Origin of the sequence: Enterobacter cloacae complex sp. S1 (genome assembly GCF_014930525.1) — a bacterium.
Taxonomy (GTDB): domain Bacteria; phylum Pseudomonadota; class Gammaproteobacteria; order Enterobacterales; family Enterobacteriaceae; genus Enterobacter; species Enterobacter hormaechei_C.
The window spans coordinates 12,153-26,582 of record NZ_JADBRE010000016.1 but is presented as its reverse complement, the minus strand read 5'-3'; the positions used below and the strand labels follow the sequence as shown (position 1 = coordinate 26,582).

Genomic DNA, 14,430 nt, shown 5'->3' with positions numbered 1-14,430 from the left:
GGATGCATACCTTATAGAACGTAGCGATCGCGGAAGGTTAACAGCGCCTTTTCAAAACAGCTAAACGGCGGGTGAACGATGCCCGCCCCAATCATGCCGATCCCGGCGTCCTTGTGGGCAATGGCGGTATTAATGACCGGCAGAATGCCGCTGCCCGCGACCTTCGTGATGTCGATGGCGGTCGGGATGCCCATAAAAGACAGCAGCGGAATGGTGACGTTCGGGTTTTCGCCGAGGGTGATTTCGCGCATCTGGCGAGAAAAATCGATGGCTTCCTCCACCGTGCCGCCCACCAGCGCAACGATGGCCGGGGCCGTCGCCATTGCAAAGCCGCCGATGCCGTAGGTTTCGGTAATCGCGCTGTCGCCGATATCCAGCCCGGAGTCTTCCGGCTTATAGCCCGCGAACATCGGGCCGATCACCTGCTGCGCCGGGCCGGTAAACCACTGCCCCGGCAGGCCGGAAACGCGCAGGCCGAACTCGTAGCCGTTGCGCGCCATGGTGGTGACGACGGTGCTGTACTCAATGCCGTGGGCGGCATCCAGCGCGGCCTTACACATCGCCATCCACGTCGGACCGGAGAAGTAGTCGCTGCTGGCGACAAACTCGAACACTTCACGCTGCTGCGCCACCGGATAGCCCGCCTGGATCAGCCCCGGCGTCAGCGCCTGAATAAGCAGCGTGGTGCCCGCGTTGTTGCGGTTGTGGCACTCGTCGCCCATGTGCAGCGCCTGGGCCAGCATCAGGCGCAGGTCGATTTCGCCGATAATCTTCATCGCGTCGCGCAGCATCGGGCCGAGCACGTCGCGCATCCAGTTCAGGCGCTCGATCACGCTCTGGTCGTTAGCCCCCATGCGCAGGATCTTCGCCATCTGCTCGCTGAGGTTGGTGAAGGCGCGGTTGCCATAGGTTTTGTTCTCAACGATGTGCATAAACATCGACGCGGAGGTGACGCCCGCCATCGAGCCCACGCAGTCATGCTCGTGGCAAGGCGAGAACGTAATATCTCCGGAGGCGGCGATCCTTGCCGCATCGTCCAGATCCGTCGCCAGCCCTTCAAACACCAGCGCGCCGGTAACCGCGCCTTTCATCGCCCCGCACATGTTTTCCCAGGTAACAGGCGGACCGGCGTGCAGAATGGTCGTGCGGGTCATGCCCGGCACCACGTTGATCGCCTGGTCATAGCCCACCAGCACCGGATGGGACTGAATAATCCGCTCAAGGGCAATTTTGTTCGCGGCAGCAATTTTCTCCGCCAGCGGTTTTTCCGCCAGCCGATCCAGCGCGTCCACCACCTGCATATTGCCCTGCCCCGGCGGCGTCCAGTCGAGCTGGGTTACGGGAACGTGCTGTTTTTTGAGGTCGTCGCTGAACATCGCGATGCCGACGTTAATGACGTTCAGCGGCTGGTTGAATAAGGTCGTCATTATGCTCTCTCCCCTTTGCAGACAAATTCGCGTGCCAGTAATCCGGTATTGGTGCTGCTGCTGGCCCAGATGACGCCTGCGTCAGTCAGCAGCTGGCACTGCTGCGCCAGCGACTGCGGATCCTGATCGGTGCCGAGCACGTAGCCGAGAATTTCCAGCGGACGGTTGTCGGCTTTCGCGATCGCCTGTGCCTCTTCGATCGCCTCGATCATCACCCCCACCGGATCGTCATGCGCGCCAAAGCCAAGCACGAAATCCATCACGATCACCCCCACCTGCGGATCGCGCGCCTCCTGTAGTAGGCGGCTGATGCGGTTGGTCGGGTCGATCATCGGGTGTGGCTTGCCGTTGGTGAAGTCGTCGTCACCGAAATCAAGGAAGGTGTGGGCCTGGCTGACGCTGATGTCTTTCAGACGCCTGGCCGGATCCGGCTGGATGTTGCTGTAAACATCGTCAAATTTCTCCAGCGCGGCAAACATCGCTTCGTCGCACAGGGTGCCGCCGCAGAACAGGCCGCGAATGTACTTCTGTTGCGGCGTCAGGCGGGCGCGTACCTCTTCGATCAGCGGCCAGTTGAGCGGATGTAAATCCAGGGTGTCTTTTTTAATGCCGGTAAGCAGCACCGCTTTCAGGGCCGCCTCTTTGGTGCCACGAGCAAACTGCAAACCGTCTTCATCGGCTGGCGGTTCGTTGCGGCCCAGGAAGCACACAACCACAGGCTTGCGGCAGGCGCGTGCCCGGGCCAGTACTTTCACAGCCACCGCGGGTGCAGGCGGTTTGGAGATGAGCGCTATCACCCGGGTCGCGTCGTCGGCCTCCAGCATGTCGATGGCATCGAGCATCATCAAGCCGCCGATCTTCTCGCTGAGATCGCGTCCGCCGGTGCCAATCAGCTGCGACACGCCGCCGCCGAACTCGTGAATGCGCACGCTCAGCTCCTGGCTGCCGGTGCCGGAGGCGCCAACGATGCCAATCTGCCCGCGACGCACCGCGTTGGCGAAGCACAGCCCCGCGCCGTTGATAATGGCGGTGCCGCAGTCTGGCCCCATCATCAGCAGACCCTTTTCATGCGCCAGCTGCTTCAGCGCCAGCTCGTCGTCGAGCGATACGTTATCGGAGAACAGCATCACGTTAAGATCGTTTTCCAGCGCCTGGCGCGCTTCCCGTGCGGCGAAGGTGCCGTTGACGGAAATCACCGCAAGGTTGCTGTCCGGACGATGGGTTTTGGCGCTGGCAATCGTCGCGTAGCGTGCTTCATGGGAGCCAGTGCGCTCTTTACGCGTGAACAGCGCTTCAATGGCGGCCAGGGTTTCCTCATTCGCCGCGTCGCCTTTAATAACGATCATCAGGTCGCCGTTTTTCGCGTCCGCTAATTCCGGCGTTAATAGCCCGAGGTTTTTTAATACCCCTTTGTTCATTTCCGTCGCCATCGCCACAAACGCCTGCTCGACGCCCGGCAATTTATTGGCTTTGGTGGAAACCGACATTAAGGAAACCGAATCGAAATACGTATTCTTTTTTATGACGATTTTGGTTGGCATTATTTTCACCTGTTTAAGATAAAAGGGGGCCGCCGTCGTGCTAAATGCACGTCGGTAACAATGCGTTTATTGATTAACGGCCAGCCAGGGGAAGGCTGACCGAATGCACTATGCGCCTGCCGCCAGCAGCAGGTCTGCGATCGCGTTGAAGCCTTTTTCCCGCGCCAGCTCGAGCGGGGTTTTGCCGTATTTATCGGTCATGTGCGGGTTCGCGCCGTGATCGAGCAGCAGCTTCACAATTTCCTGCTGCCTTGCGCCGCCGTCGTTTAATACGATGGCCTCCAGCAGCGGCGTCCAGCCGACAAAATTGGTGTGGTTGACGTTGATGTCGGTTTTTTCCAGCAGCTCACGCACGATTTCAACGTGCCCTTTTTCACTGGCAGGGGTAATGCCCACGCCGCCAAAGCGCGTCAGACGATCGAGATCCGGATTTGCCGGAAGGACAATGCGCAGCAGGGTTAAATCATTGGTCAGGCAGCCGATCAGGAAGGGGTTAAAACAGGTCTGGTCCTGTTTATCAATATCCGCCCCGGCGGCAATTAAAAACTCCACACAGGCGTAATGCTTTTTCAGGCTGGCAATAATAATGGCGGTTCTTTTCTGGCGGTTGGTCGCGTTAATATCAACGCCTTTCTCCAGGCAGGCTTTTAGCGCGTCGATATTGCCCTCTTCTGCCGCCAGCAGAAATTCTGTAACCAGTGCAGTTGCAGACATATTCAGACTCCCTATGTTTCACTTCTGATGACCTGAGAATAGCAACAGCCTGGTCATAAAAGAATCCGCTTAAAAATGATTCATCGACACGCAATTCATTGTTGAGTTAAATTCAACAGTCCGGGAGAAATGTGCGTCTGTGCAACCTTTTTCTTATGTTTTACCGCTTTTACGCGCTTCAGGCTGCATTATCCTTATGGCTGAAAAAGCCTTACACAGCGCGGTTCTACGTAAAAATCCAGAACTGTGATCGACATCAACTATGATGTAACGCCGCTGTTAAAATATGTTCAAAACTGATGGTCACCAGGAGCCACAATATGAATTCCATCTTTACCGAAGAGAATTTGCTGGCCTTCACCACCGCGGCACGTTTTGGCAGTTTTAGCAAAGCGGCTGCCGAGCTGGGCGTGACCACCTCCGCCATCAGTTACACCATCAAACGCATGGAGACCGGACTGGACGTGGTGCTGTTTGTACGCAACACGCGCAGCATTGAGCTGACCGAATCCGGTTTTTATTTTTATCGTAAAGCGACCGACCTGCTGAATGACTTTCATGCCATCAAGCGCGGGATTGATACCATTTCTCAGGGCATTGAGACGCGGGTGCGCATCTGCATAAATCAGCTTTTGTATACGCCACGCCATACCGCGCGTTTGCTCCAGGTGCTGAAAAAACAGTTTCCCACCTGCCAGATCACAGTGACGACCGAGGTGTATAACGGCGTCTGGGATTCCATCATTAATAATCAGGCCAATATCGCCATTGGCGCGCCGGATACGCTGCTGGACGGCGGCGGAATTGATTACACCGAGATAGGGGCGATCCGCTGGGTATTTGCCATCGCGCCCACGCATCCGCTGGCGTTCGCCCCGGAGCCCATTTCCGAAAGTCAGCTGCGTCTGTATCCCAATATCATGGTCGAGGACACCGCGCATACCATCAACAAGAAGGTGGGCTGGCTGCTTCACGGTCAGGAGGCGATTCTGGTGCCGGACTTCAACACGAAATGCCAGTGTCAGATCCTGGGGGAAGGTATTGGCTTTTTACCGGAATATATGACGCGTGAGGCGGTGGAGGAAGGGCTGCTGGTAACGCGGCGGATCAATAATCCACGTCAGGATTCGCGCATGCTGCTCGCCACGCAGCATGCGGCGACCGGTCAGGTCACGCGCTGGATCAAACAGCAGTTTGGCCCGGAAGGCGTGCTGACCCGGATCTACAGTGACTTACTGTGGCGTACCTAGCTCTTCGTCTGAACCCAAAACGCGTGGATAAGACCGGGGAAGTAGCCCAGGATGGTCAGAAGGATATTCAGAATAAACGCCCAGCCCAGCCCCTTGCCAAGCAGCACGCCCAGCGGCGGGAGAATAATCGTAAAAACAACGCGCCAAAAACCCATAAAAAACTCCGTGCAAGCTAACCAATTGAAAATTATAAAAGACACTTCTCTAAGCGTAGCCAGTTTACGGTTAACTGCCATGCGTCTCTCGCGCTTTTACCTGCCTTTACCCTCTTTACACTGGCTTAAACCCCCGCCTTAAATGCTCTACTGTTCTGAAATTGACCGTAAGGAAACGCAATGTCTCTTCCTCTTATTTCGCCGCAGCAGGCAAACGCGCTGATTGCTGAAAGTGATGCCGTGGAACCGACGTACCTGATAAGGAGTATCTGAAAGATTAGGCTGTACCCCGCCCCCGGACGTGGGCTATGGTGAAGATCATGACAATGATGAGGAGGTGCTATGTTTTCTGTCGGTGATTATGTCCAACCGCGTCAGGGCGGTCCGAAACTGAAAGTGCTCGAAGTGAATGGTGAAAACATTGTGGCTGTGCAGGCCAGCAATGAGCAGGGCGAGAAATATCACCTGAAATCGGCGGACGTGGTTCTGTACTCCGAAGACGGTGACTTTGGCGTCTGCTAAGTCAATAATCGGGCGGAATACACCGCCCGAATAATCATCAGATCAGGAAATCGTCCAGCGATTTACCGTTTGCCAGTGCGGTTGCAATTGGCTTTGGCGTACGCCCCTGGCCGGTCCAGGTTTTTTCTTCACCGTTCGCGTCAATAAAACGATATTTCGCCGCACGCGCTTTACGTTTTTTCGTCGGCTGACCCGCCTGCGCCAGATCACTGCCTAACAGATCGCTCGGAGAAATACCGTCAGCTTTCATCAGTTCCAGCAGAGCATTAATTTTATCCTGCTGTTCAGCGCGTTGACGCTCTAATTCAGCCTGCTCGCTGCGTTTTTCTTCAGTGACAATCCGGAATTTTTCCAGCACTTCTTCCAGAACATCCATGGATAATTCACGTGCCAGCGCCCGGAGGGTACGAATATTATTAAGATTCTGTAACGTTAAAGCCATAATAATGAAAAACCTTTCTTCGTGTGTATAACATAAATCAGGCAACAGAATAATTGATTTTTGTTCTGATATCTACCCACCCTGACGTTTTGACATTATTGTAAATGTTTTAGAATATCCCGTTAATATAACCCCGAAATATATGTCTGTTTTAATGCGTAATATACCGCCCTTCCCCAGGCCAAAAACCCCTGTTTAAAACAGTTCAAAAAACCGCCTCCACTCTCCCACACAACAGAGGTTTTACACGCGCACTGATAAACTAATCCATTGATTTATTTTAACAAAAGATGGACAGGGAGAGAAAATAACGAAGCGCGCAAAAAACGCACAACTTTAGAGAATTTTATGGCTAAAACGCCTTCAAATAAAAATTAATCACTACTTGTTAGTTAAAAGCCAGAGAGATACGCTATACAATCATAGCAAACCAACCTAAAGCACTAAAGGCCGCAGGTAAAACGCCACTTTTTTGTCCTGTTCGAGGGGTTCAGACATGTTCTCACCGCAGTCTCGCCTGCGCCATGCGGTAGCGGATACGTTCGCGATGGTCGTTTACTGTTCCGTCGTGAATATGCTGATTGAAATTTTCCTGTCGGGAATGTCCTTTGAGCAATCCCTCTCGTCGCGCCTGGTGGCCATTCCGGTGAATATCATGATTGCCTGGCCGTACGGCCTGTATCGCGATGCAGTGATGCGTTTAGCCCGGCGTATTAGCCCGGCGGGTTGGGTAAAAAACCTGGCGGACGTGCTGGCTTACGTAACGTTCCAGTCCCCGGTGTATGTGGTTATTTTGCTGACGGTGGGCGCAGACTGGCATCAAATCGCCGCTGCGGTAAGTTCAAATATCGTGGTATCCATGCTGATGGGTGCGGTGTACGGTTACTTTCTTGACTACTGCCGCCGCCTGTTTAAAGTCAGCCCTTATAGCCAGGCAAAAGCGTAAGGTAAGGCGACTGGCTCAGGCCAGTCGCAGAGTTATTGTACGTCGCCAAACAGCCCTTTCAGGAACCGCTCCAGCGCCATACGCGAGCTGAAACCGTGCGGAATACCATAATGTTCATGCGTCTCGCCGCCTAAATAGAGCGGAAATTGCTGATAATGATCGCAGGTTTTAATATCCGAGGCGGGCTCAGCAAATGACAGGCTTCTGTCTTTGAGTGTCGGGTGAATAATGAGAGCAGTACGCCCCATTCTTGCTTCACGGTTGACGTAAACATAATTCTCACCACGGCGATATCCGTACGCTTTTGATGTTACCTCATCCATGGTGAACCCTTCTTTTTCAAGAACGCGCGCCACCTCATCGGGTCGTAAATACATATCTTTTCCTCATTATCATTCCTGCCCGGCAACCTTACAGTATTCAGCATTAGCAGGGCTTTCAGAATATTCCATAAACTGCCCGATAAGCCGTGACTCGCTTCAGATATTACATTTCTGGACTAAACTAAACGGGAACACAAATTATGGAGGATCGTATGTTTAACAGACCGAACCGAAACGATATTAATGACGACACACAGGATATTCGTAACGATGTCAGCCAATTAGCGGACACGCTGGAAGCCGTATTGAAATCCTGGGGCTCTGACGCGAAGGACGAAGCAGAAGCCGCGAAACGTAAGGCTCAGTCTTTGCTGCGTGAAACGCGGGCAAGGATGAATGGCCGCTCACGTACCACTCAGGCGGCCTGCGACATGGCCAGCTGCGCCACCACCTTCGTACGTGAAAAACCGCTTTGTACGCTGGGAACGATCGCGGCGATCGGGATTTTTGTCGGCGCCCTGCTTAGCCTGCGTAAGTAAGCGCGCGTTCTCAGCCCCGGTCGCCTCAGGCGCCGGGGCTTTTCTTTGCCTGACAGCCTGAAAAACCCGCACAGCCCGCCCTGCCCCGCCAGGCTCATCATTGGGGCCTTATTAATCTGTATTTCCCATATCTTGTGTGGTTGAAACTTATCGCAACTACATCTAGTATTCCCTTTAGAAAGACACACACAACATGACGCGTTTACTCGCGCCGTTCTCTCATTCTAAATGGAAATACGAATCATGAGCATTATTATTTACACTCGTAACGATTGTGTTCAGTGCCACGCCACGAAACGGGCGATGGAGAGCCGCGGCGTGGCATTTGAGATGGTCAATATTGATCAGGTGCCCGACGCGGCAGACACCCTGCGGGCGCAGGGGTTTCGTCAGCTTCCGGTTGTCGTTGCCGGCGACACCAGCTGGTCTGGCTTCCGTCCGGACATGATCAACCGCCTTGCCGCTCAGGGCGTCAGTGCATGAGCACGCTGGTCTACTTTTCCAGCAGCTCGGAAAACACGCTTCGGTTTATGGAGCGTCTCGGGCTGCCCGCGATACGCATTCCGCTGAACGAGCGGGAGCGTATTCAGGTAGACGAACCCTACATTCTGGTGGTGCCCAGCTATGGAGGTGGCGGCACCGCAGGGGCTGTGCCTCGTCAGGTGATCCGCTTTCTGAACGATCCCCATAACCGGCAGCTGATTCGCGGCGTGATCGCCGCAGGCAATCGCAACTTCGGCGAGGCCTTTGCCCGCGCCGGGGATGTCATCTCTCAAAAATGCGGCGTGCCGTATCTCTATCGTTTTGAACTGATGGGGACACAGCAGGACGTAGAGAACGTGCGTAAAGGAGTGAACGAATTTTGGCAACGACAACCGCAGAACGCGTGATTCAGGCGACGCCGGATTACCACGCATTAAACGCCATGCTAAACCTCTATGACCGCGAGGGGCGCATTCAGTTTGGCAAAGATCATGAGGCGGTGGACGCCTTTTTTGCCGCTCATGTACGCCCGAACAGCGTCGTCTTTGGCAGCCAGCAGGAACGTCTCGACTGGCTGGTAAAAGAGGGTTATTACGAAGAGCGTGTCCTCACCCGCTACGACCGCGCCTTCGTGGTGGCATTGTTCGAACGGGCGCACGCCAGCGGTTTTCGCTTCCAGACGTTTCTCGGCGCGTGGAAGTATTACACCAGCTATACCCTGAAAACCTTTGACGGCAAACGCTATTTAGAAAGCTTTGAAGATCGGGTGGTGATGGTGGCGCTGACGCTGGCGCAGGGCGATGAAGCGCTAGCCGAAAGACTCACGGAGGAGATCCTCTCCGGTCGCTTCCAGCCCGCCACGCCAACGTTCCTTAACTGTGGGAAAGCCCAGCGCGGCGAACTGGTCTCCTGCTTCCTGCTGCGTATTGAAGACAATATGGAGTCGATTGGCCGTGCGGTGAATTCGGCGCTACAGCTTTCGAAACGCGGCGGCGGCGTGGCGTTTCTGCTTTCGAACCTGCGGGAAGCGGGCGCGCCGATTAAGCGCATCGAAAACCAGTCTTCCGGCGTCATCCCGGTGATGAAGATGCTGGAAGATGCCTTCTCATACGCCAACCAGCTTGGCGCACGTCAGGGCGCGGGTGCGGTTTATCTGCACGCGCACCACCCGGACATTCTGCGTTTTCTGGATACCAAACGTGAAAACGCCGACGAAAAGATCCGCATCAAAACCCTGTCGCTCGGCGTGGTGATCCCGGATATCACGTTTAAGCTGGCTAAAGAGAATGCCGACATGGCGCTCTTCTCACCGTATGACGTTGAGCGGATTTACGGCAAAGCCTTTGGCGACGTGGCGATAAGCGAGCTGTACGACGAGCTGGTGGCCGACGATCGCATTCGCAAAAAAACCATCAACGCCCGCGATTTCTTCCAGACGCTGGCTGAAATTCAGTTTGAGTCCGGCTATCCGTACATCATGTACGAGGACACGGTGAACCGCGCGAACCCGATTGCCGGGCGCATCAACATGAGCAATCTGTGCTCGGAGATTTTGCAGGTCAACAGCGCGTCCAGCTACGACGAGAACCTCGACTACGCGGACGTGGGCAAGGATATCTCCTGTAACCTCGGGTCGCTAAATATTGCCCATACCATGGATTCACCCGATTTTGGCCGCACGGTAGAGACCGCCATTCGCGGGCTGACGGCGGTATCGGACATGAGCCACATCCGCAGCGTACCGTCCATTGAGGCGGGCAACGCCGCGTCGCATGCCATCGGCCTTGGGCAGATGAACCTGCACGGCTATCTGGCGCGGGAGGGCATCGCCTACGGCAGCCCGGAAGGGCTGGATTTCACCAACCTTTATTTCTACACCATCACCTGGCATGCGCTGCATACCTCGATGATGCTGGCGCGCGAACGCCACCAGCGGTTCGCAGGCTTTGAGCAGTCCCGCTACGCCAGCGGAGAGTATTTCAGCCAGTATCTGGAAGGCGACTGGCAGCCGAAAACCGAAAAAGTACGCGCGCTGTTTGCCCGCGCTGGCATCACCCTGCCGACGCGTGAGATGTGGCAACAGCTGCGTGAAGAGGTGATGCGCTACGGCATTTATAACCAGAACCTTCAGGCGGTGCCGCCAACCGGCTCCATTTCCTATATCAATCACGCCACGTCGAGCATCCACCCCATCGTGTCGAAGATTGAAATCCGTAAGGAAGGCAAAACCGGGCGTGTCTACTACCCTGCCCCGTTTATGACCAACGAGAATCTGGCGCTGTACCAGGACGCCTATGAGATTGGCCCGGAAAAGATCATTGATACCTACGCCGAGGCGACTAAACATGTGGATCAGGGGCTGTCGCTGACGCTCTTCTTCCCGGACACCGCCACCACGCGGGATATCAACAAAGCGCAGATCTACGCCTGGAAGAAAGGCATCAAAACGCTGTACTACATTCGCCTGCGCCAGCTCGCGCTGGAAGGCACCGAAATTGAAGGCTGCGTGTCCTGCGCGCTGTAAGGAGAAAGGATGAAACTGTCACGCGTAAGTGCCGTTAACTGGAACAAAATTCAGGATGATAAAGACCTGGAGGTCTGGAACCGCCTGACCAGCAACTTCTGGCTGCCGGAAAAGGTCCCGCTCTCCAACGATATTCCGGCCTGGCAAACCCTGAGCCATGCCGAGCAGCAGCTGACAATCCGCGTCTTTACCGGCCTGACGCTGCTGGACACCATTCAGAATACCGTGGGTGCGCCCGCGCTGATGAGTGACGCGCTAACGCCGCACGAAGAGGCGGTAATGTCGAACATCAGCTTTATGGAGGCGGTCCATGCCCGCTCCTACAGCTCGATTTTCTCCACCCTGTGCCAGACCAGAGACGTGGACGCGGCCTACGCCTGGAGTGAAGAGAGCGCGTCATTGCAGCGCAAGGCAGATCTGGTGCTGGAATATTACCGGGCCGACGAGCCGCTGAAGAAGAAGATCGCCAGCGTGTTCCTGGAATCTTTCCTCTTCTATTCCGGCTTCTGGCTGCCTATGTACTGGTCGAGCCGGGGCAAGCTCACCAACACCGCCGATTTGATTCGCCTCATCATCCGCGATGAAGCGGTACACGGGTATTACATCGGCTATAAGTATCAGAAAGGGCTGGAGAAAGTCAGCGCGGAAAAACGCGAGGAACTCAAAGGTTTTTCCCACGATTTACTGATGGATCTGTATGACAACGAGCTGAGCTATACCGAAGAGCTGTACGCCGGAACGGGCTGGGAAGAGGACGTAAAAGCTTTCCTCTGCTATAACGCCAACAAGGCGCTGATGAACCTGGGCTACGAAGCGTTATTCCCACCAGAAATGGCGGAGGTGAACCCGGCGATCCTCGCGGCGCTGTCGCCCAACGCCGATGAAAACCACGACTTCTTTTCCGGGTCCGGCTCGTCGTACGTGATGGGTAAAGCGGTGGAGACGCAAGACGAGGACTGGGATTTTTAATGAATGAATTAACGTTCATTAATTAACTCTGCATTTCATTATTTCCAGCCGAATATTCCACTACGTACTACACTGTAATTTCCCCGTCATATTCGCCTGAATCACACCGATTCAGGCGAAATTTCCCGATGCAGCAGCAAAAAATTGAGAAAAATTCAAACCGCCCTCAGCCCTTTATTCATGGGAAATTCAGCCGTTTCGCTTGCGGCAAAATTCCGCCCTCAGGCCGGTCCAGGGTTGTCTCAGATTCTGAGTATGTTAGGGTAATGCCAGTTAACTATTTACCATGGTAATCATATCGACATAAACAAATAACAGGACACTCTCTATTGCATGGCAATTAAATTAGAAGTGAAAAATCTTTATAAAGTATTTGGCGAGCACCCGCAGCGCGCATTCAAATATATTGAGAAAGGCCTTACGAAAGAGCAAATTCTGGAAAAAACCGGGCTATCGCTTGGCGTTAAAGACGCCAGTCTGGCCATTGAAGAAGGCGAGATTTTTGTCATCATGGGATTATCCGGTTCGGGTAAATCCACTATGGTTCGCCTTCTCAATCGCCTGATTGAACCCACCCGCGGACAGGTGCTGATAGACGGCGTGGATATCGCCAGAATATCAGACGCAGATCTCCGCGAGGTGCGCAGAAAGAAAATTGCGATGGTGTTTCAGTCATTTGCACTGATGCCGCACATGACGGTACTCGATAATACCGCCTTTGGCATGGAGTTAGCCGGCACGCCCGCTCAGGAACGTCAGGAAAAAGCCCTTGATGCACTGCGTCAGGTCGGGCTGGAAAATTATGCTCATGCGTATCCGGATGAACTCTCCGGCGGTATGCGTCAGCGTGTGGGATTAGCGCGCGCATTAGCGATTAATCCGGACATTTTATTAATGGACGAAGCCTTCTCGGCGCTCGATCCCTTAATTCGCACCGAGATGCAGGATGAGCTGGTAAAATTACAGGCCAAACATCAGCGCACCATTGTTTTTATTTCTCACGATCTGGATGAAGCCATGCGTATTGGCGACCGTATCGCCATTATGCAAAATGGTGAAGTGGTGCAGGTCGGCACACCGGATGAAATTCTCAATAATCCGGCGAATGATTATGTGCGCACCTTCTTCCGCGGCGTGGATATTAGCCACGTATTCAGTGCGAAAGATATTGCCCGTCGAACACCAAACGGCATTATTCGTAAAACGCCAGGTTTTGGCCCGCGCTCCGCGCTGAAGCTGTTGCAGGACGAAGACCGTGAATACGGTTATCTGGTTGAACGCGGCAATAAATTTGTCGGCGTGGTCTCCATCGACTCTCTGAAAACCGCCCTGAGCGAAAACCAGGGAATCGATGCGGCGTTGATTGACGCTCCGCTTGCCGTGGACGCCGAAACGCCGCTCAGCGAGTTGCTCTCTCACGTGGGTCAGGCGCCGTGCGCCGTGCCGGTCGTCGGTGAAGAACAACAGTACGTTGGCATCATCTCAAAACGGATGCTGCTACAGGCTTTAGATCGCGAGGGGACAAACAATGGCTGATCAATCAAACCCATGGGGCACCACTGAAGCAGCGGACAGCGCGGCGCAATCTGCCGATGCGTGGGGGTCGACGCCTGCGCCTGCCGATGGCGGCGGCGCGGCAGACTGGCTCAACAGCGCACCAGCGCCTGCCCCAGAGCATTTCAATATTATGGATCCGTTCCACAAGACGCTGATCCCGCTGGATAGCTGGGTAACGGAGGGGATCGACTGGGTCGTTACCCACTTCCGTCCGGTGTTCCAGGGGATCCGCATCCCGGTGGATTACATCCTGAACGGCTTCCAGCAGCTGATGCTGGGCATGCCCGCGCCGGTGGCGATTATCCTGTTCTCGCTGATCGCATGGCAGTTCGGCAGCGCGGGTATGGGGATCGCCACGCTGATCTCCCTGATTGCCATCGGCGCGATTGGCGCGTGGTCTCAGGCGATGATCACCCTGGCGCTGGTGCTGACCGCCCTGCTGTTCTGCGTGGTGATCGGCCTGCCGATGGGGATCTGGCTGGCGCGCAGCCCCCGGGCCGCGAAGATTATCCGCCCGCTGCTGGATGCGATGCAGACCACGCCAGCGTTCGTTTACCTGGTGCCTATCGTGATGCTGTTCGGCATCGGTAACGTACCGGGGGTGGTCGTGACCATAATCTTCGCCCTGCCACCGATTATTCGCCTGACCATTCTGGGCATTAACCAGGTGCCTGCGGATCTGATAGAGGCATCGCGCTCGTTCGGCGCCAGCCCGCGTCAGATGCTGTTTAAGGTTCAGCTTCCGCTGGCGATGCCGACCATTATGGCAGGTGTTAACCAGACGCTGATGCTGGCGCTGTCGATGGTGGTGATCGCCTCGATGATTGCCGTTGGCGGGTTAGGTCAGATGGTACTGCGCGGCATTGGCCGTCTCGATATGGGGCTGGCGACCGTCGGCGGCGTCGGGATTGTGATCCTCGCCATCATTCTTGACCGCCTGACCCAGGCTGTCGGTCGTGATTCACGTAGTCGCGGCAACCGTCGCTGGTACACCACCGGCCCTGTCGGGTTACTCACCCGCCCATTTACAAAATAAGG

16 protein-coding genes are annotated in these 14,430 nt (G+C 55.0%); 10 read left to right on the top strand and 6 right to left on the bottom strand.

The annotated features are described in order from the left end of the window. Positions 1–11: 11 nt before the first annotated feature. The 3 genes from IM290_RS11200 to IM290_RS11190 form a co-directional block, all read right to left on the bottom strand. Positions 12–1,427, bottom strand: coding sequence for a DUF1116 domain-containing protein (locus tag IM290_RS11200; RefSeq protein ID WP_193042557.1), 1,416 nt, complete (start codon positions 1,425–1,427; stop codon positions 12–14). Continuing rightward, entirely contained in the window at positions 1,427–2,968 is a 1,542-nt protein-coding gene (gene fdrA, locus IM290_RS11195) for an acyl-CoA synthetase FdrA (RefSeq protein WP_193042556.1), read from the bottom strand. The genes IM290_RS11200 and fdrA overlap by 1 nt, the downstream gene beginning before the upstream one ends. Positions 2,969–3,076: 108 nt before the next feature. After that, on the bottom strand, positions 3,077–3,682 hold the full coding sequence (locus IM290_RS11190; protein WP_193042555.1) for an ankyrin repeat domain-containing protein: 606 nt from the start codon (positions 3,680–3,682) through the stop codon (positions 3,077–3,079). Positions 3,683–4,002: 320 nt separating this feature from the next. Here IM290_RS11190 and IM290_RS11185 point away from each other — a divergent pair, with 320 nt between their 5' ends. Then, positions 4,003–4,932 (top strand): LysR substrate-binding domain-containing protein, encoded by a 930-nt coding sequence (locus IM290_RS11185; RefSeq protein ID WP_023295311.1) that lies wholly within the window; start codon positions 4,003–4,005, stop codon positions 4,930–4,932. Here IM290_RS11185 and IM290_RS11180 read toward each other — a convergent pair. Beyond that, entirely contained in the window at positions 4,929–5,087 is a 159-nt protein-coding gene (locus IM290_RS11180) for a YqaE/Pmp3 family membrane protein (protein WP_003862203.1), read from the bottom strand. The two genes, IM290_RS11185 and IM290_RS11180, sit on opposite strands and share 4 nt — an antisense overlap. Positions 5,088–5,429: 342 nt before the next feature. Here IM290_RS11180 and IM290_RS11175 point away from each other — a divergent pair, with 342 nt between their 5' ends. Next, entirely contained in the window at positions 5,430–5,609 is a 180-nt protein-coding gene (locus IM290_RS11175; RefSeq protein WP_032669335.1) for a hypothetical protein, read from the top strand. 37 nt (positions 5,610–5,646) lie between these two features. Here IM290_RS11175 and stpA read toward each other — a convergent pair whose 3' ends face one another. Continuing rightward, entirely contained in the window at positions 5,647–6,051 is a 405-nt protein-coding gene (gene stpA, locus IM290_RS11170) for a DNA-binding protein StpA (RefSeq protein ID WP_022651717.1), read from the bottom strand. A gap of 496 nt (positions 6,052–6,547) precedes the next feature. Here stpA and alaE point away from each other — a divergent pair, with 496 nt between their 5' ends. Beyond that, on the top strand, positions 6,548–6,997 hold the full coding sequence (gene alaE, locus IM290_RS11165; protein WP_015571653.1) for an L-alanine exporter AlaE: 450 nt from the start codon (positions 6,548–6,550) through the stop codon (positions 6,995–6,997). Positions 6,998–7,029: 32 nt separating this feature from the next. On the opposite strand, the gene IM290_RS11160 is transcribed toward alaE, so the two are convergent. Beyond that, a complete protein-coding gene (locus IM290_RS11160) occupies positions 7,030–7,374 on the bottom strand; it encodes a DUF2002 family protein (RefSeq protein WP_006811693.1) in 345 nt (114 codons plus the stop codon). Between the two features lie 158 nt (positions 7,375–7,532). On the opposite strand from IM290_RS11160, the gene IM290_RS11155 reads away from it, so the two are divergent. The 7 genes from IM290_RS11155 (at position 7,533) to proW (ending at position 14,428) form a co-directional block, all read left to right on the top strand. Beyond that, the gene (locus IM290_RS11155; RefSeq protein ID WP_193042554.1) at positions 7,533–7,859 is read left to right on the top strand and encodes a DUF883 domain-containing protein; all 327 of its coding nucleotides are present in this window, start codon (positions 7,533–7,535) and stop codon (positions 7,857–7,859) included. A gap of 243 nt (positions 7,860–8,102) precedes the next feature. Continuing rightward, complete coding sequence (gene nrdH / locus IM290_RS11150) at positions 8,103–8,342, top strand: glutaredoxin-like protein NrdH (RefSeq protein WP_017382770.1); 240 nt, start codon at positions 8,103–8,105, stop codon at positions 8,340–8,342. Continuing rightward, positions 8,339–8,749, top strand: a complete 411-nt coding sequence (gene nrdI, locus IM290_RS11145) for a class Ib ribonucleoside-diphosphate reductase assembly flavoprotein NrdI (RefSeq protein WP_015571656.1) — start codon at positions 8,339–8,341, stop codon at positions 8,747–8,749. The genes nrdH and nrdI overlap by 4 nt, the downstream gene beginning before the upstream one ends. Further along, the gene (gene nrdE, locus IM290_RS11140) at positions 8,722–10,866 is read left to right on the top strand and encodes a class 1b ribonucleoside-diphosphate reductase subunit alpha (protein WP_032669334.1); all 2,145 of its coding nucleotides are present in this window, start codon (positions 8,722–8,724) and stop codon (positions 10,864–10,866) included. Before nrdI ends, nrdE begins: the two co-directional genes overlap by 28 nt. 9 nt (positions 10,867–10,875) lie before the next feature. Then, on the top strand, positions 10,876–11,835 hold the full coding sequence (gene nrdF, locus IM290_RS11135; protein WP_193042553.1) for a class 1b ribonucleoside-diphosphate reductase subunit beta: 960 nt from the start codon (positions 10,876–10,878) through the stop codon (positions 11,833–11,835). A 333-nt stretch (positions 11,836–12,168) separates the two neighbouring features. Continuing rightward, positions 12,169–13,371: a glycine betaine/L-proline ABC transporter ATP-binding protein ProV gene (gene proV / locus IM290_RS11130; RefSeq protein WP_015571658.1), complete on the top strand. Its 1,203-nt coding sequence runs from the start codon at positions 12,169–12,171 to the stop codon at positions 13,369–13,371. Next, a complete protein-coding gene (gene proW, locus IM290_RS11125) occupies positions 13,364–14,428 on the top strand; it encodes a glycine betaine/L-proline ABC transporter permease ProW (protein WP_015571659.1) in 1,065 nt (354 codons plus the stop codon). Before proV ends, proW begins: the two co-directional genes overlap by 8 nt. The last annotated feature ends 2 nt before the right edge of the window (positions 14,429–14,430 follow it).